Below are 16,485 nucleotides of genomic sequence, written 5' to 3' on the forward strand. Positions count from 1 at the left end.
ATCACTTACCCGTCTTTCCGACCTTGCGGCGGATCACTTCACCCTCGTAGCGGATGCCCTTGCCCTTGTACGGGTCCGGACGCCGCAGACGACGAATGTTGGCAGAGATCTGACCGACCTTCTGCTTGTCGATGCCGACAACGGTGAATCGCGTGGGCGACTCGACCGTGAACGTGATGCCCTCGGGTGCTTCGATCAGCACGGGATGGCTGTAACCGAGTGCGAACTCGAGGTCCTTGCCCTTGAGTACGACGCGGTAACCGACGCCGTGAATCTCCATCTTGTTGGTGTAACCGTTGGTGACACCGGTGATGAGGTTCGCGACGAGAGTGCGCGAAAGTCCGTGCAGTGCACGGCTCTTGCGCTCGTCATCGGGCCGGGTGACGGCGATGGTGCCGTCGTCGGCGCGAGCGATCTGGATGGGCTCGGCGACCGTCAGGCTCAGGGCACCCTTGGGGCCCTTGACCGCAACGTTCTGGCCGTCGATGGTGATATCGACTCCAGCGGGGACCGGTACCGGCAATTTTCCAATACGTGACATGGTGGTGGCCTCCCCTACCAGACGTAGGCGAGGACTTCTCCGCCCACACCCTGCTTGGCCGCCTGACGCTCCGTGAGCAGACCTGTGGACGTGGAGATGATCGCCACGCCCAGGCCGCCGAGAACCTTGGGCAGATTGGTGGATTTTGCGTACACCCGGAGACCGGGCTTGGAGACGCGTCGCACGCCGGCGAGGCTGCGCTCACGGCTCGGGCCGTACTTCAGATCGACGATGAGGGTCTTGCCCACCTCGGCGTCTTCCGTGCGGTAGTCGGAGATGTAGCCCTCGCGCTTGAGGATCTCGGCGATGTTCGCCTTGAGCTTCGAGTGGGGAAGCTTCACCTCGTCGTGGTACGCCGAATTGGCGTTACGCAGACGGGTCAAGAAGTCTGCAATTGGATCGGTCATCGTCATGGTGTGACCTGTGCACCTTTCTCGCAGCGGTTCCCATGCAGCATGCGCGAGCTGGTGCCCCTGGATTCTCGAGAACCCGGCGGGCCTGGCTCGTCACATCGTGGGCCTACAACGAAGTGAACATGTCCTGACCGACTGTTGCCGGTCAGGGGTTGCGCTCCAAGCAATGCATCGCTGCACTGCCAGGTGTTTCGAGCTTCCGCATTTCGATGCTGACGTACGGAGAACTCGAGGTTGCGTTTCTATTGCAAGGACTCGCGTGCAGGCACGACGAAGCCCGGGCAACCGCTCTAGTGTAGGGAACCGGGTGCCGTTCTCAAAATCGGGCGTGGTAGCGCTCGACGAACACCATGCCGGAAGGACGGGGCGGGTACGGCCGAGCCAGTCGGTTCGGTGCAGTAGTCTTCCGACATCATTTCATCGCTCCGGGGGGTTCGATGCGCACAACCGATTCTGTTGCGAGGACGGTCGACGTCCCACCATGGCCGGGTTCGTCCCGCACGACCCTGTGAAAGCCGATCCCGATCGGATCCGCCGTGCCTCTGCTCGGATGTCCGGCCTCGCCGCCGTGTTGTGGGATGACATCGATCTCGTCCGTCTCGCCGCAGAGGAATTGCTGGAGACCTCCTGGACAGGCGCTGCGGCCGATTCCCATGCAGTTCTGTGGGCGGAGTGGGTCGATTCGGCTCGGAAGATATGCGGCGCGCTCACCGAGGACGCGTGGCTGCTCGATGGCATTGCGACCGAATATGCCGCATCGGACAACGTGATCGATGAACACGTGGTGGATTCCGGCCTTCGGTTGGACCGTTGACGGCGCGCTACGTCGCCGACGTCGAGCAGATTCTCGCTCTTGTCGATCGCGCACACATAGTTGGAGCCACGATCGAATCGGCTATCGCCGATGTGGAGCGCGAGGTGAACGATCTCGGCATCGAATGGGAGGGCGAAGCGGCTGAGGCTCACCGCTCGAAGCACGAGCTGCTCCGGCAGGAATTGAACGATATGCGAACCGCGCTGGCGCAACTCGGCACGCTGGCGCGAGGCGCCCATGATCGCTACCGCGCAGCCGTCGACCACAACAAGCGAATGTGGCCCTGATGGCCCCGATCAGCGTCGACCCGCACATCCTTACCGATGCGGCCTCCCAGTACAGCAGCGCCAAGACCATCTCGAGCGGCGCGATAGCGGATCTCGCCGCGGAACTCCACCGGAACTGGGGCTGCGCAGGCACCGACAACGCCGGAAAGTCTTGGGCAGACAGCTACGACTCCGCGGCATTCGACGCAGTCACCGCGGGGACCGACATCGCGAATGCGTTCGGCAAGCTCCACGACCTGCTTGCAACAACCGGCGTCAACCACGCCAACGCAGAGAATGCGAACACCGTTCCGCCGACCCCGCCGCTGCCCGCTCCCCCACAACTTCCTCATACGAGTACACCGCGGTTCAACGGTTCCTACGGCGGCGACACCGACGCCCCGATGGGGTGGGGGCTGATCACGCGATGGCTTCAGGGCCACATGTGGCCCAACGGTGATCCGGAGAAGTTGCGGGGTCTCGGAAGCGCGTGGCGCACCGCCGCCGAAGAGCTGAGACGAGCGAGCGACGCCACGAACTCCGCGTGGACCGACATGGAGGAACTTGCCTCCGACGAAGTGCCGCAGGCCCTCGCCCGAATGGACGGTGTCTACAGCGCTGCGCACAACGTCGCCGACCAGTTCGACACTCTCGCGAGCGCTTGCGGCGAATGGGCCTCGACCATTCAGGACGCTCACCAGAGCGTCATCGATATCGTGGGAACCGCCATCGTTGCCGGCACGATCGCCGGTGCAGTTGCCGGCTTCTTCACCCTCGGCGTGGGAACGGTCGCCGTTACCGGCGCGACGGGCAGCGTCATCGCCGGAAGTGTCATCGCCGTCCTCACCGGAGTGGAAGCGGCGTCCGCAATTGCCGTCGGTGTCACCGTGGCAACCGGGGCGGCGGCCATCGGAATTGCGATGGACGTGCAACCGCTCCTACAAGCAAGTCCGACGACCTTCAACGCAAACACTGGTGGGGGAAATTGGCACTACCATCCCGCGCCCCGGGGCGGTCTGCCAGGCTTTCCAAACGCCACACGAGGAAAACCGCTCAACCGCAGAACGCGGTGGACTGACGACAAAGGGAACATCTACGAATGGGATAGCCAACACGGCGCAGTCGAGAAATACAGCAAGAACGGCAAGCACTTAGGCGAATTCGATCCGAATACCGGAGCACAAACCAAGCCCCCAGATCCCACTAGAAAGCCTGGTCGATGACCAACCGAGGCCCGACATCTTGGTAACTCGAACCGGAGACGACGCCGGTTCACGACCGCTCGAGAATAAGGCAGCACGATCTGACTACTACCAACAAGGAGAGGACAATGTGGTACTTGGAATCATACGATAACCAAACCGATTTGATCGCGGACAGCTATCCCCTGACTGCTATCACCGGAGACGAAATCAGAGAACTGATTGACGTCGATGAAACTGAACTTCCACTAGAAATGGGACCGTACCCAGTCCCATTGGCCGACGTGCCGAAGTTCGCCAAGTACATCGAGGGCGATTTCAGGATCAGCTCCGATAATGAGTACTTCATCGGCCTGTTCACCGACTGAGGAAGGGCAGTCTGGCACCTGGAGGCCAGCTGTAACGCGACTGAAAACCGGCCCGAAATTCACGTGCTCGGGAGCATGACTGTCGACAACCAGTAACTGTCATTCGGCACCTGACATCACAACGCGCCCTGACACGGTCCGGAGGTTCAGATGCAGGCCTCGGGCACGCTTCAACCTCTTCCAATGTCGTCCGTGAGACTCACCGCCGCGTCGACGCCGCCCTGGGCTCAACCGCAGAGACGATGAAGCGCGGGCAACCGCTCAGCTTCCGCGTAGCCAAGCCTTTTCGCAACCCGCAGGCCCAGTCGGACACCCCGACGAGCACTTCTTCGCTAACGTCGGACCATGCGGACTCGAAGGCAGTCGACATCGACCACCTCACCCACACTCTGCGCGACCGCAACATCGTCGGCGTGACCATCGGCTGGGTCGACAACAACGGCATCGTCCGATCACGCACCGTGCCCACCGCAGAATTGACGGCAGTCGCGCGACGCGGAGTAGGAGTCACCGCGGTGTTCGCGGTGTTCGATTCGCACGACGGGATCACGTTCGCCCACGACGCACTGTCGACTCCGTCCGGCGATGTGCGGTTGATTCCGGTGATCGACAACGCGTCGAGCGTGGTCCCACTTGCCGGCCAACCAGGTTTGGCCTGGGTGCACGGTCGGCAGCTCTCGGCGGACGGCTCTCCCTGGCCCTACGATCAACGCGCGGTTCTCGAGCGGCAGGTGCAACTGGCGGCCGATGCCGGTTTCGAGGTGCGGGCCGGATTCGAGATCGAGTTCGCGCTGACTCGCGAATCGGACGGCCTGTCCGCTCATCGCGGACCCGCCTACTCGGCGAACGCAGTACGCGATGTCGACGAATTCGTCGTTCTGTTGCTCCAGGCGCTGTCTGCGAATGGCCTCGACATCGGTCAGATTCATGCCGAGTACGGCGCTTCCCAAATCGAGATCGCATTGAGTCCACTCGACCCACTTGCTGCGGCCGACGCGCAAGTACTCGCGCGGCAGACCATCCACTCAGCGGCGAAAGCTCAGGGGCTGAGGGCAAGCTTCGCGCCTCTGCCCTCGTCGAGCAGTGCGGGTAACGGATGGCACCTGCACACATCACTGGTGCGCGACGGACACAACGCGTTGACCGGGGACGGAGAGCACGGATTGTCCGAGACCGGGCGGTCGTACATCGCTGGCCTGGTTCGAGAACTCTCGGGACTCACGGCCATCACGGCACCGAGTTCGGGGTCCTTGCTGCGCCGTCGACCCGGCTATTGGGCCGGTGCCTTCGGATTTTGGGGCGTCGAAAACCGGGAGGCTGCAGTGCGACTCGTGCCGGCCACTCCCCTTCTCGGCCCGGAACACACCAACGTCGAGTTGAAGGCGTGCGACGCGTCCGCCAATCCGTATCTGGCGCTGGCCGTCACGATCGCGGCCGGCCTGTCGGGTGTGGCAGATGGCGCGCAGTTGCCGCCACCGGTTCAGGAAGATGTTGGCAGCTGGGATGATGCCCGACGCGACGCCGCGGGCATCTCCCCACTCGCGACGACCCACGCGCAGCAGCGCGAAAACCTACTGTCGTCAGCACTGGTCCGAGCCGTGTTGGGCGAAGAACTTCTGGGCGCGTTCGTTGCGTGCCGGGACGCCGATGCAGCGTGGGCGGAGAGCCATACCGAGGACGAACTGCTCGAATCGTTGCGCTGGATCTACTGACATGCTGCGACGGTTCCCCGGCGCAGGTTCCATCGTCTCTGCACTCGATCGTGTTCTGCCGCAACCGGATCAACTCTGCGGACCGTTCTCGGCATCGGTAGCGCTGACAGCCGTCATCGGCGACGACGCACCGGACGTCACCGCACTTGCGATGGCATCGGGATCCGCGATCTGGCCGGGCGAGATCGAGTCGGCCCGTCCTCCCGGAACGCCCCGGCTCACCGATGGGTGGGATGTGTTGCCGAGGGCCGTATCGACCGATACGGCCGGGACAACAGCGGCAGGTCTTGCGGCGGGCATCGAGACTGCGACCGACCACCGCGTTGCTGTCGTTCCGATCAGGGGGCCCGGTGCCGAGGGATTGCGCCTGCTACTTGCTCGCCTTGCCGACGCGCCCTTCCGATTCGGCCTGGTGGCGAATGTACACACTGCCGAACTGACCGAATTCGATTGGAGCGTAGGACATTTCGTGACCGTCTGGGGATTCGATCCGGTCGCGGACGTAGTAGCGATTGCCGACACCTATCGGGAACTCGGCGACTCGGATATGCCGCCCGGATGTAGGACCGTCTCCGCCGACGCCTTCGCGTCGGCGATGTCCGAGCGTGGTTTGCTGCTGATCGTCGACAACGAGGTTCATCATGCGGCGGTAGGTCTGGTCCGCTCGCTGGAGCTACGACACGACCTGTGGTCGGTATGAGTCGGGAGCCCTGAGAAACACGAAATGGGCGTGGGTTCCTGTCGGAACCCACGCCCATCAGCGTGGTGTGGTGAAGCCCGGAGGCCTCAGATCACCAGGAGCTCTTGCGAACTCCGGGAAGCTCTCCGGCGTGTGCCATCTCGCGCACGCAGATACGGCAGAGGCCGAACTTGCGGAACACGGAATGGGGACGGCCGCAGCGGTTGCAGCGAGTGTATGCACGCACCGCGAACTTCGGCTTCTTGTTGGCCTTGTTGACCAATGCCTTCTTCGCCATGGACTCAGTTCTCCTTGAACGGGAAGCCGAGGTGCTTGAGCAGCGCGCGGCCTTCTTCGTTGTTGGTTGCGGTGGTTACTACGGTGATGTCCATGCCGCGCGGACGGTCGATCTTGTCCACGTCGATCTCGTGGAACATCGACTGCTCGTTGAGGCCGAACGTGTAGTTTCCGTTGCCGTCGAACTGCGTGCCCGAGAGGCCGCGGAAGTCCCTGATTCGGGGAAGGGCAATGGAGACCAGACGGTCGAGGAACTCCCACATGCGGTCGCCACGGAGGGTGACGCGTGCGCCGATGGGCATTCCTTCGCGCAGCTTGAACTGTGCGATGGACTTGCGAGCCTTGCGGATCTCCGGCTTCTGGCCGGTGATGGCAGCGAGGTCGGCAACTGCACCGTTGATCAGCTTGGCGTCACGGGCGGCGTCGCCGACACCCATGTTGACGACGACCTTGACGATGCCGGGGATCTGCATGACGTTCTCGTATGCAAATTCGGTGTTCAGGGCGTCTTTGATCTCGGCGCGGTAGCGCGCCTTGAGGCGGGGCTGTTCGCCCGCGATGTTTTCGGTGGTAGTCATCTCAGATGTCCTTCCCGTTCTTGCGGGAAACACGAACGCGCTTGCCGGATTCCTCATCGGTCCGGTAGCCCACGCGAGTGGGGTTTCCGTCCGAGTCGACCACTGCGACGTTCGATACGTGGATCGGGGCTTCCTGAGTGACGATGCCACCCGAGGATGCGCCGCGCTGGTTGGCGGAGACCGCGGTGTGCTTCTTGATGCGGTTCACACCCTCGACCAGAACCTTGGAGTCAGCGGGGTAGGCCTGAATGACCTTGCCCTTGGCGCCCTTGTCCTTGCCTGCGATCACGAGAACGGTGTCGCCCTTGTGCACCTTCATTTACAGCACCTCCGGGGCGAGCGAGACGATCTTCATGAACTTCTTCTCACGCAGCTCACGGCCGACCGGGCCGAAGATACGAGTTCCACGGGGATCGTTGTCGGGCTTGATCAGCACCGCAGCGTTCTCGTCGAAACGGATGTACGAGCCATCCGGACGGCGACGCTCCTTGATGGTGCGGACGATGACGGCCTTGACGACCTCACCCTTCTTGATGTTTCCACCGGGAATGGCGTCCTTCACCGTAGCTACGATGATGTCGCCGATTCCGGCGTAGCGACGTGACGAACCACCGAGAACGCGGATGCAAAGGATTTCCTTCGCGCCCGTGTTATCAGCGACGCGTACTCGCGACTCCTGCTGAATCACTAACTTCTCCTTGACCTGGATGTACGTACGTGCCGGATTTCCGTCCCGACACGCGCGGTCGGCTGCCGGGAGCGAGCGCACGAAGGCACACCGCTGCCACAGGCAACCGGTCAAGTGTAGGGGAACGGGCCTCCAGGATCCAAATCGCCATCGCTCGAGCACCGGCCGTCGCCTGCGAACACAGAACTCTCGGTACGGTTTCGGAGATGGGACATCTTCGGATCAGCGGGGCGCGGCGATGACGTCTACGGGCGACGACGGCGGTTGGTGGTCGAGTCTGCCACTGGATCGGGTCGTCCGACTGCACGGTGCCACCGAGCGGGAACTCGCCGAGTCCGTGAACCCTCTGCCGTCGGACGCGCCCTCGATCGTGTTCTTCGCGGTCGATCCCGCGACGGCGAACCGTGCCGTCGATCTCGTTGACGCGGTGGTCGCAGAACTCGAGAAGGCGGCAGTCGACTCGGTTCCGCTGTTGCTCACGGAATTCGACCACCACGAAGGCTCGGCGACGTTGGATCGGCGCGCTGCACGCGTCGCCGCCATACGGTTCGCCGGCGACACAGCGCACTTCGGTCCGTACGTCGGGGCCCTCGCCGACGCCGCAGTCGCGGGACGGTCGCCGCGTCGAACCGCATTCACCGTCGAGACCAGAGCCGCAGGGTCGGCTCGAGTAGTCGCCTCCGCTCAGCAGCGAAGCACTGCTGCCCTCGTGTCGGTCGTGCCCGTCGGAACGGACGCCGGAGTCGTCGCCGCAGCAGCGGAATGGTTGTGCACGCACGCCGAGATGGCGGTGTGGGTCATCGGAGACGGAGCGTCGGGCATGGATCGGTTCCCGTCGGTGTCGGTGCGAGCACCCGCAGTGCCCACCGGCGTCAGCACTGTCCTCGATCGCTTTCGCCCACTGAGCTATCCACCGATCGCCGGACATCCGCACCCGGCCAGTGATCCGGAGAAGCGCTTGTACCGAGCGCTGGACGTGCATGAGTGGGCCACCGGAAGGGAGCACAATCGCTCGATTCGGCTCGGCGAGCTCAGCAGACCGTTCACCGTCGACGTACTGTGGCGCACCGAGAAGATCGTCGTGGAAATCGACGGCAGCGAACACCGCGCACCCGAACGCTTCGCCGAGGACCGCGTCCGTGACAACGAGCTGCAGACACACGGCTACATGGTGCTGCGCTTCACCAACGCTCAGGTGATCGACGATCCGCAACGTGCGGTCGCTACCATCCGCGAGGCAGTATCGAGAAGACGATCGAAGGGGGATCCTCGATGAGTACCGAAGACCTGAACGGGACCGAAGCGGCTGTGCTGCTCGTCCTGATGGCCGAGGCAAGTCCGGTCAAGAATTCCGAACTCAGAGCGATGGGCCCCGAGCTCGCGAAGCCGTCCCGCGACAAGCTGAAGAACGCCGGTCTGATCGAAGTGGATTCATCTGTGCGCCCGATGACACTCGAACTCACCGACAAGGGGTGGCGCACCTGCGGCGACCTCATCGGCGGTGAACCTCCGGCTCGATCGACCGGCGCAGGAAAGGCCATGTTCACCGTGTTGGCGGGGTTGCGTCGGTGGCTCGATCGCACCGACAGCCGCCCGGCGGATGTGTTCTCACCCCGATCGGACGAGCCTGCACCCGTCGAGAGGACCGACACGACCGTCGACATCGAAGCCTCGATTCGCGCGGCCTACGCACGGCTCGCGCGCGAACCCGGCAGCACTGTCCGACTCTCCAGGCTGCGAAACGAGTTGCGGGACATACCCAGAACCGATCTGGACGACGCACTGGCGCGCCTGCGCCGCGCTGCGGACGTGGCGTTGATTCCCGAAGAGAATCAGAAGACTCTGACCGACGAAGAGCGCGCGGCGGCCGTCGTCGTCGGTAACCAGCAGAACCACCTTCTCTCGATCGAACCATGATGGGCGTTGAGTCGACGATGACGGACAACGAGCAGATCCGAGCTCTCGAATCGGTGCGGTTGAGCTGGGCACCGACACCCGACGACGTGTGGCGTTCGCAGTCGAACGTGCACGTGCCGGGAATGCACGAACGTGTGTTCCTCGAGGTGATGAATGCCTACGACGACGCGGACGCCTCCGACGACGCCAGTCCGCTGGGCGTCGTCGTGCGCGGCCCGGCCGGTTCGGGCAAGACACACCTGCTCGGCCAGGTACGAGAAGAAGTGCAGCTCAAGGGCGGCTACTTCTTCCTGATCAGGTTGCTCGACGCCGCTGGATTCTGGCGCTCGACGCTGATGGGGATGCTCGACGACCTGATGCGTCCGTCCGGCCGCGGATCGGACAGTCAGCTGGCACTACTCCTCCGACGCCTGTGCGAGATCGGCGAGATCCCCGACGATCAGCGCGCAAAGATCATGGGCGAGAACATGATCGACGCGGACACGTTGAACGACTTCGTCACTGCGGTCTACAAGGTCCACCCCCGCCATCGACGGACGTCGCAGCACACGTTGCGCGCGCTCGTGCTGTCCATCGCCCCCGACTCGGCCGTTCAGGATCTCGGTGACGCGTACCTGCAGTCGATCGACGACGTCGATCCCGACGAGTTCTCGGCCTGGGGCATTCGCCGGGCCGAGCTCGGCCATCAGGGCATCGCCGAGAACATCTCGCGCCTGCTCGCCATCACCGGTCCGACGATTCTCGCGATCGACCAGATCGACACGCTCGTGGCGCAGTCTCGTACGGGATCGGATCAGGAGTTCGCCGACGCGCAGGAAGACAAGGTCGTCGAACAGCTCGCGCACGGTTTGATGTCGCTGCGCGAGACCCTCCCTCGCACAGCCTCGGTGCTCTCCGCGCTGTCGAGCGCCTGGGAACTGATCGCCGCGCGCGGAGTCGCGCCGATGCGTGACCGTTTCCGAGTCACTCAGTCGCTCAAGCCGATTCCCTCGTCGGACATCGGCCGCCTGCTTCTCGGACGACGTCTGGCAGCATGCTTCCTCGAAGCCGGGTTCGTCCCTCCTCACCCCACGTGGCCGGTCGCGCCCGACGCGTTCGAGCAGGCTCCGGACTTCACTCCGCGCCAGCTTCTCATCGCCGTCGACCGGCACATCAGGCACTGCCTCGACACCGGCGTCGCGTCGGAGTTGGAGAGCTTCACCGACAGGTCGGGTCCGACCGATGCGCCGGACCTACCCCAGGCACGGGTCGACGAACTCGACATCCTCGACGATCGCTACAAGCAACTGCGCGAGCAGGTCGACGTCTCGGTTCCACTGCGACCCGACAGCGAGGACTCGATCGTTCCGGCACTACTGTCGGCGGGATTGACCGCGTGGATTCACGAGCATCAGTCGTCCGACGACAGCCTGGCCCAGGACCCACCGCCGAGCGGCAAGCCCGCGCTGCACGCCCGCCTGCGCCACACAGTCGACACCGATACCGACGACGAGGAGCACTGGTGCTTCCGCGCGGTCACGTCCGGCAACGCCCGCGCCGCGCTGGCACGAGTCGAGCGAGCAGTGACAACGGCGGGCCTACGCATCGACATGCCGAGGCGACGGTTGATCCTGATCAGAAACGAGCCGTGGCCGAACGGCGCGAAGACCGAGCAGACGATCGCGGCCTTGCGCCGCGCCGGAGGCATCGTGGTGCCCTTCGGCGACGAGGACCGCAGGGCGCTGGCGGCGTTGTCGATCCTGTTGGCCGAGAACTCCCCCGCGCTCACGTCCTGGCTGCTCGCACGCAAGCCGGCACACGATGTCGAACTCTTCGGGGCCGTGCTTCCCGCTGTGAGTGTCGTCGACGACGACACCGCCCTGATCGAACCCGAGATTCCGAGCGTTGCCGCGCAGCCCGCCGCGGCGCGGCGACCGTCCATCGTGGTCGGTGCCGAACTGAGCACCGGCGCGGACGTCGCCATTCCACTCGAAGCGCTGCGCAAGCACACGGCGATCTTCGCGGGATCCGGCTCGGGCAAGACGGTTCTGATCCGCCGATTGGTGGAAGAGTGCGCCCTGCAGGGTGTTTCGGCGATCGTGCTGGACGTCAACAACGACCTCGCTCGGCTCGGCACCGCATGGCCCGAGGACGAGAGGACCTGGCCACCGGGTGACGAGGCCAAGGCAACGGCGTACCTGCGCGACACCGACGTCGTGGTGTGGACGCCGCGCAAGTCCGCCGGTCGTCCGCTCAGCTTCCAGCCCCTTCCCGACTTCGCCAGTGTCGTGGGTGACGCGGACGAGTTCGAGGCCTCGGTCGAGTCCGCCTTGGCCTCGCTCGAACCGGCCGCAGGTGTACTCGGCACGTCGCAGAAGGCCAAACATGGTCGAGCAGTACTGAAGTCGGCGCTCGATCAGTTCGGTCGTCGTCCGCAGGGCGGGGATCTGTCCGACTTCATCGACCTGTTGGAAGAGTTCCCCGAGGACGCGAGCGAGATGCGCGACGCGGTCCGCATCGCTGCCGGTCTGGCCGAGAACCTCAAGGCCGCCGCCGCGAACGATCCGATGTTCGCCGGCGCGGGCACGCCGGTCGATCCTGCTGTTCTGCTGACTCCGGCCGAGGGTAAGAAAGCCCGGGTATCGGTGATCAACCTCGCGGGCCTGACCACCGACGAGCAGAAGCAGAGCTTCGTCAACCAACTCCAGATGGGGCTGTTCGCCTGGATCAAGAAGAACCCCGCCGGCGACCGACCCCTCGGTGGACTGTTCGTCATGGACGAGGCGCAGAACTTCGCGCCGTCCGACCGGAGCACCGCGGCCACCCACAGCACCCTGGCCCTGGCTTCACAGGCACGCAAGTACGGACTGGGCCTGGTGTTCGCCACGCAATCCCCGAAGGGCCTGCACAACCGCATCGCTGGCAATGCGTCGACTCAGTTCTACGGCCTGCTCAACAGCCCATCGCAGGTCGATGCGGCCAAGGAGATGGCGCGGGTGAAAGGTGGCTCGGTTCCCGACGTCGGACGCCTGCCCGCCGGTCAGTTCTACGCGGCGGTGGAGGGCGCGGAATTCCGACGCACGGCCACTCCCCTGTGCCTGTCCTACCACCCGAAGAGCCCGCCGACCGAAGAAGAAGTCATCGAGTTGGCTCGGCAGTCCTGACGCCGTGACAGTGGCACACTGGGTTCGATGAAGACCCTCGCTCGCGGGGAGAACTGCCCCGCTCCGGCCGGCCCCCTGACGGTGACGCTCGCGGCGTCGACCTCGGTCGACGTCTCCGCGCTGCTGCTGGGGCCGGACGGTCGGGTGCGTACGGACGCGGACCTGGTGTTCTACAACCAGCCCACCGCCCCCGGCGTCGAGTACCGCCGTGTACCGACCGGGCACCAACTGATGTTCGACGCCACCGCCGTCCCGGCCGGCGTCGATACCGTGGCCGTGGCGGCGTCCCTCGACGGAACCGGACCCGCAACGTTCGCCGCTGCAGGCCCGACGGCGGTGACGGTGTCCGATGCGTCGGGCACCGCGCTGATCGGATTTACTGCCGATGCGCTCGGAGACGAGAGCGCGCTGGTGTGTCTCGAGTTCTACCGGCGCGGCGAGCAGTGGAAGATCCGCGCCGTCGGCCAGGGATACGCCGATGGACTCGCGGGGTTGGCCACGGCGTTCGGTATCAGTGTCGAGCACGACGAGCCGACGCCCGACGCTCCGCACGAGCCATCACCGACCACCACCTCGCCACCCGTGCATTCACCCGTCCCTCGAGGAGTTCTGGCCATGAGAAGTGAACTGTTCACGCCCGCCCACGCCGAGGTTCCCGGTTCGGGTATTCAGAAGCAGGGCAGCAAGATGTGCCGCATCGGGATGAACGGCGACGTGATGGCCCGGGCCGGTTCGATGGTCGCGTATCAGGGCAATCTGCAGTTCGAGGCCAAGGGCTCGGGTGGCATCGGCCGGGCGCTCAAGCAGGCGCTCTCGGGCGAGGGTGTCCCTCTGATGAAAGTCACGGGTCAGGGCGACCTCTTCCTCGCCAATGCCGCACAGGACGTGCACCTCATCGATCTGGACGGTACCGACGGGTTGACCATCAACGGTGCCAACGTTCTCGCCTTCGAGAGTTCACTGAGTTACGACATCAAACGTGTACAGGGAGCTGCAGCGGGCGGTAACGCGGGCTTCTTCAACTGTGTCTTCTCCGGGCGCGGTCGGATCGCCATCACGACCGACGGGATTCCGGTGGTGCTGAACGTCGACCAGCCCACCTTCGCCGATCCGCAGGCTGCGGTCGCATGGTCGTCTTCCTTGCAGACGAGAGTCAAGAAGAACGATTCGTTCGGCCTCGGCACACTCATCGGGCGCACCACAGGAGAAAGATTCACCCTCGAGTTCGCGGGTCAGGGATTCGTCGTGGTTCAGCCGTCGGAGCAACCGCCGGGCGGACTGGTCGGCGGCAGCGGTAGCGGTGAACAGGCAGGTGTCGGCGGGGCGCTCGGCGGCTTGCTGGGCAGATAGGCCGCGCGGCCGAAACACAAAATGCCCGCTCCCAGGAAGGGAGCGGGCATTTGTGGTGCAGGTACTACTTGGCCTTTTCGAGAACCTCGACCAGTCGCCAGTGCTTCGTGGCGGACAGCGGGCGGGTCTCCATGAGCTGAACGCGATCGCCTACGCCGGCGTCGCCCTTCTCGTCATGTGCCTTGACCTTGGTGGTGCGACGGATGATCTTGCTGTAGAGGGGGTGCTTGACCCTGTCCTCGAGCTCGACCACGATCGTCTTCTCCATCTTGTCGGATACGACGTAGCCGATCCGAACCTTACGGTTGTTGCGCTCTTCAGTCACAGTCTTTTCCTCGCTCATGCCGCGTCACCTGCAGTGTCCTCGGAAGGACCAGATGCCAAGCCGAGCTCACGCTCGCGCAGGACGGTGTAGATGCGCGCGATCTCGTGACGGACGGTGCGCAGTCGACGGTTGTTGTCCAGCTGGCCGGTAGCCATCTGGAAACGAAGGTTGAACAGCTCTTCCTTCGACTCACGCAGCTTGGTGACCAGCTCTTCACCGGTGAGCTCGCGGAGCTCTGCGGCTGGGGTTCCGGTAGCCATCAGAACTGCTCCTCCCTGGTGATGATGCGTGCCTTGATGGGCAGCTTGTGGATGGCGCGAGTCAGTGCCTCACGCGCGATGGTCTCGTCGGGGTACGACAGCTCGAAGAGCACGCGACCCGGCTTGACGTTGGCGATCCACCACTCGGGCGAACCCTTACCGGAACCCATGCGGGTCTCGGCAGGCTTCTTGGTGAGCGGGCGGTCCGGGAAGATGTTGATCCAGACCTTGCCGCCACGCTTGATGTGGCGAGTGATCGCGATACGAGCGGACTCGATCTGACGGTTGGTGATGTAGGCGGGCTCGAGAGCCTGGATGCCGTAGTCACCGAATGTCACCTGAGTTCCGCCCTTGGCGGCACCCGAACGCTTCGGGTGGTGCTGCTTGCGGTGCTTGACCCGGCGGGGGATCAACATGCGTCAGCCCTCCTGAGTGGGTTCGGTCGAGGCCGGAGCCTCGGTTGCGGATGCCGCGCGGCCGGCCTCGGTGCTGGTCGCCGTGGTGCCCGAGGCACCGCTGCGACGCGGACGAGTGGGACGCTCACGACGGGGACGGTCTGCACCGGCGGCCGGAGCCGCAGCGGCAGCGAGTTCACGCCGTCCGCCGACGATGTCGCCCTTGTAGATCCAGACCTTCACGCCGATGCGGCCGAAGGTGGTCTTGGCCTCGTACAGCCCGTAGTCGATGTCGGCACGGAGCGTGTGCAGGGGAACGCGTCCCTCGCGGTAGAACTCCGAGCGAGACATTTCGGCACCACCGAGACGGCCGGAGCACTGAACACGAATGCCCTTGACGTTCGGCTGACGCATGGCCGACTGGATGGCCTTACGCATTGCGCGACGGAATGCGACGCGGTTGCTGAGCTGCTCGGCAACACCCTGGGCCACGAGCTGAGCCTCGGACTCGGCGTTCTTGACCTCGAGGATGTTGAGCTGAACCTGCTTGCCGGTCAGCTTCTCGAGTGCTCCGCGGATGCGGTCGGCCTCGGCGCCACGACGACCGATGACGATGCCCGGACGTGCCGTGTGGATGTCCACGCGAACACGGTCACGGGTGCGCTCGATCTCGACCTTCGCGATTCCTGCGCGCTCCATGCCGGTGGCAAGAAGCTTGCGGATCTCGACGTCTTCCTTGACGTACTCCGAGTACTGCTTGTCTGCGTACCAGCGCGACTTCCAGTCAGTGGTGATACCCAAGCGGAAGCCGTGCGGGTTGATTTTCTGACCCACTACTGAGCCCCTTCCTTGGACGCCTGGCCCTTACGACGGTTGCGAGACGTTCCGCCGGTCTTGGGCAGGCTTTCGACGATCACCGTGATGTGGCTGGTGCGCTTGCGGATCCGGAATGCCCGGCCCTGAGCGCGCGGCTGGAATCGCTTGAGGGTTGCACCCTCGTCGACGAATGCAGTGGCGACGATCAGCGTGCTGGGATCGAGATCCAGGTTGTTCTCGGCGTTGGCCGCTGCGGAGGCGATCACCTTGGCGACCGGCTCGCTCGCTGCCTGCGGCGCGAACTTGAGGATGTTGAGCGCGTCCTCGACGGAGCGCCCGCGAACCAGATCCACGACGCGACGTGCCTTCATCGGCGTGACGCGAACGTGCTTCGCTACGGCCTTGGCAGTCGGATTGGCGGTGGGGGTGAAGTTGGTCATCGCCTCTTCGCCTTCCGGTCGTCCTTGATGTGACCCTTGAACGTGCGGGTCGGTGCGAATTCCCCGAGCTTGTGGCCGACCATGGAGTCGGACACGAACACCGGTACGTGCTTGCGACCGTCGTGGACGGCGAAAGTGTGACCGATGAAGTCGGGCAAAATTGTCGATCGACGGGACCAGGTCTTGATGACCTGCTTGGTTCCCTTGTCGTTCTGGACGTCAACCTTCGCGAGGAGGTGATCGTCTACGAACGGGCCTTTCTTCAGGCTGCGTGGCATTCT

Annotated in this window: 22 protein-coding genes; 10 read left to right on the top strand and 12 right to left on the bottom strand. The window is 64.3% G+C overall.

Going from position 1 to position 16,485, the window contains the following annotated elements; genetic code table 11:
- Nucleotide 1: 1 nt before the first annotated feature.
- Both rplF and rpsH read right to left on the bottom strand, forming a co-directional pair.
- Entirely contained in the window at nucleotides 2-541 is a 540-nt protein-coding gene (rplF, locus tag CH295_RS00905; protein WP_032397535.1) for a 50S ribosomal protein L6, read from the bottom strand.
- A 14-nt stretch (nucleotides 542-555) separates the two neighbouring features.
- On the bottom strand, nucleotides 556-954 hold the full coding sequence (gene rpsH, locus CH295_RS00910; RefSeq protein WP_008718266.1) for a 30S ribosomal protein S8: 399 nt from the start codon (nucleotides 952-954) through the stop codon (nucleotides 556-558).
- A gap of 481 nt (nucleotides 955-1,435) precedes the next feature.
- Between rpsH and CH295_RS27640 the strand changes: the two genes are divergently transcribed.
- From CH295_RS27640 to CH295_RS00940, 6 genes are all read left to right on the top strand, one after another.
- Nucleotides 1,436-1,768, top strand: a complete 333-nt coding sequence (locus CH295_RS27640) for a WXG100 family type VII secretion target (RefSeq protein WP_170945697.1) — start codon at nucleotides 1,436-1,438, stop codon at nucleotides 1,766-1,768.
- Nucleotides 1,765-2,055, top strand: coding sequence for a WXG100 family type VII secretion target (locus CH295_RS00920; protein ID WP_037188306.1), 291 nt, complete (start codon nucleotides 1,765-1,767; stop codon nucleotides 2,053-2,055). The genes CH295_RS27640 and CH295_RS00920 overlap by 4 nt, the downstream gene beginning before the upstream one ends.
- Nucleotides 2,055-3,257: a colicin E3/pyocin S6 family cytotoxin gene (locus CH295_RS00925; protein ID WP_212556132.1), complete on the top strand. Its 1,203-nt coding sequence runs from the start codon at nucleotides 2,055-2,057 to the stop codon at nucleotides 3,255-3,257. The genes CH295_RS00920 and CH295_RS00925 overlap by 1 nt, the downstream gene beginning before the upstream one ends.
- 107 nt (nucleotides 3,258-3,364) lie before the next feature.
- A complete protein-coding gene (locus tag CH295_RS00930) occupies nucleotides 3,365-3,604 on the top strand; it encodes a DUF7683 domain-containing protein (RefSeq protein ID WP_094633693.1) in 240 nt (79 codons plus the stop codon).
- 242 nt (nucleotides 3,605-3,846) lie between these two features.
- A complete protein-coding gene (locus CH295_RS00935) occupies nucleotides 3,847-5,316 on the top strand; it encodes a type I glutamate--ammonia ligase (RefSeq protein WP_094739496.1) in 1,470 nt (489 codons plus the stop codon).
- A 1-nt stretch (nucleotide 5,317) separates the two neighbouring features.
- Nucleotides 5,318-6,016 carry a DUF6885 family protein gene (locus CH295_RS00940; protein WP_094633691.1) on the top strand — a complete coding sequence of 233 codons (699 nt, stop codon included), beginning with the start codon at nucleotides 5,318-5,320 and terminating at the stop codon, nucleotides 6,014-6,016.
- Nucleotides 6,017-6,107: 91 nt separating this feature from the next.
- On the opposite strand, the gene CH295_RS00945 is transcribed toward CH295_RS00940, so the two are convergent.
- From CH295_RS00945 to rplN, 4 genes are read right to left on the bottom strand one after another with little or no spacing between them, the layout of a single operon-like run.
- Complete coding sequence (locus tag CH295_RS00945; RefSeq protein ID WP_008718273.1) at nucleotides 6,108-6,293, bottom strand: type Z 30S ribosomal protein S14; 186 nt, start codon at nucleotides 6,291-6,293, stop codon at nucleotides 6,108-6,110.
- 4 nt (nucleotides 6,294-6,297) lie between these two features.
- The gene (gene rplE, locus CH295_RS00950) at nucleotides 6,298-6,870 is read right to left on the bottom strand and encodes a 50S ribosomal protein L5 (RefSeq protein ID WP_008718275.1); all 573 of its coding nucleotides are present in this window, start codon (nucleotides 6,868-6,870) and stop codon (nucleotides 6,298-6,300) included.
- Nucleotide 6,871: 1 nt separating this feature from the next.
- Entirely contained in the window at nucleotides 6,872-7,189 is a 318-nt protein-coding gene (rplX, locus tag CH295_RS00955) for a 50S ribosomal protein L24 (RefSeq protein ID WP_008718278.1), read from the bottom strand.
- Nucleotides 7,190-7,558, bottom strand: a complete 369-nt coding sequence (gene rplN, locus CH295_RS00960) for a 50S ribosomal protein L14 (RefSeq protein ID WP_032397538.1) — start codon at nucleotides 7,556-7,558, stop codon at nucleotides 7,190-7,192.
- A 238-nt stretch (nucleotides 7,559-7,796) separates the two neighbouring features.
- Between rplN and CH295_RS00965 the strand changes: the two genes are divergently transcribed.
- Genes CH295_RS00965 through CH295_RS00980 form a run of 4 tightly spaced genes read left to right on the top strand, consistent with a single transcriptional unit; the run spans nucleotide 7,797 to nucleotide 13,968 of the window.
- Entirely contained in the window at nucleotides 7,797-8,834 is a 1,038-nt protein-coding gene (locus tag CH295_RS00965) for an endonuclease domain-containing protein (RefSeq protein ID WP_094633690.1), read from the top strand.
- Nucleotides 8,831-9,475, top strand: a complete 645-nt coding sequence (locus CH295_RS00970; RefSeq protein WP_094633689.1) for a hypothetical protein — start codon at nucleotides 8,831-8,833, stop codon at nucleotides 9,473-9,475. The genes CH295_RS00965 and CH295_RS00970 overlap by 4 nt, the downstream gene beginning before the upstream one ends.
- Nucleotides 9,476-9,492: 17 nt before the next feature.
- Nucleotides 9,493-12,618, top strand: coding sequence for an ATP-binding protein (locus CH295_RS00975; RefSeq protein WP_094633803.1), 3,126 nt, complete (start codon nucleotides 9,493-9,495; stop codon nucleotides 12,616-12,618).
- 27 nt (nucleotides 12,619-12,645) lie between these two features.
- Nucleotides 12,646-13,968 carry an AIM24 family protein gene (locus CH295_RS00980; protein ID WP_094739497.1) on the top strand — a complete coding sequence of 441 codons (1,323 nt, stop codon included), beginning with the start codon at nucleotides 12,646-12,648 and terminating at the stop codon, nucleotides 13,966-13,968.
- 64 nt (nucleotides 13,969-14,032) lie between these two features.
- On the opposite strand, the gene rpsQ is transcribed toward CH295_RS00980, so the two are convergent.
- The 6 genes from rpsQ to rpsS are packed head-to-tail and all read right to left on the bottom strand — an operon-like array spanning nucleotide 14,033 to nucleotide 16,482.
- Nucleotides 14,033-14,311, bottom strand: a complete 279-nt coding sequence (rpsQ, locus tag CH295_RS00985) for a 30S ribosomal protein S17 (RefSeq protein ID WP_032397542.1) — start codon at nucleotides 14,309-14,311, stop codon at nucleotides 14,033-14,035.
- Entirely contained in the window at nucleotides 14,308-14,553 is a 246-nt protein-coding gene (gene rpmC, locus CH295_RS00990; RefSeq protein ID WP_027496314.1) for a 50S ribosomal protein L29, read from the bottom strand. Before rpmC ends, rpsQ begins: the two co-directional genes overlap by 4 nt.
- Nucleotides 14,553-14,969 (bottom strand): 50S ribosomal protein L16, encoded by a 417-nt coding sequence (gene rplP / locus CH295_RS00995; protein WP_027496313.1) that lies wholly within the window; start codon nucleotides 14,967-14,969, stop codon nucleotides 14,553-14,555. The genes rpmC and rplP overlap by 1 nt, the downstream gene beginning before the upstream one ends.
- 3 nt (nucleotides 14,970-14,972) lie before the next feature.
- A complete protein-coding gene (gene rpsC, locus CH295_RS01000) occupies nucleotides 14,973-15,782 on the bottom strand; it encodes a 30S ribosomal protein S3 (protein WP_027496312.1) in 810 nt (269 codons plus the stop codon).
- Nucleotides 15,782-16,204, bottom strand: a complete 423-nt coding sequence (rplV, locus tag CH295_RS01005; protein ID WP_037188319.1) for a 50S ribosomal protein L22 — start codon at nucleotides 16,202-16,204, stop codon at nucleotides 15,782-15,784. The genes rpsC and rplV overlap by 1 nt, the downstream gene beginning before the upstream one ends.
- The gene (rpsS, locus tag CH295_RS01010; protein WP_008718309.1) at nucleotides 16,201-16,482 is read right to left on the bottom strand and encodes a 30S ribosomal protein S19; all 282 of its coding nucleotides are present in this window, start codon (nucleotides 16,480-16,482) and stop codon (nucleotides 16,201-16,203) included. The genes rplV and rpsS overlap by 4 nt, the downstream gene beginning before the upstream one ends.
- Nucleotides 16,483-16,485 lie beyond the last annotated feature (3 nt).

Origin of the sequence: Rhodococcus sp. 14-2483-1-2 (assembly GCF_002259405.1) — a bacterium.
Classification (GTDB): domain Bacteria; phylum Actinomycetota; class Actinomycetes; order Mycobacteriales; family Mycobacteriaceae; genus Rhodococcoides.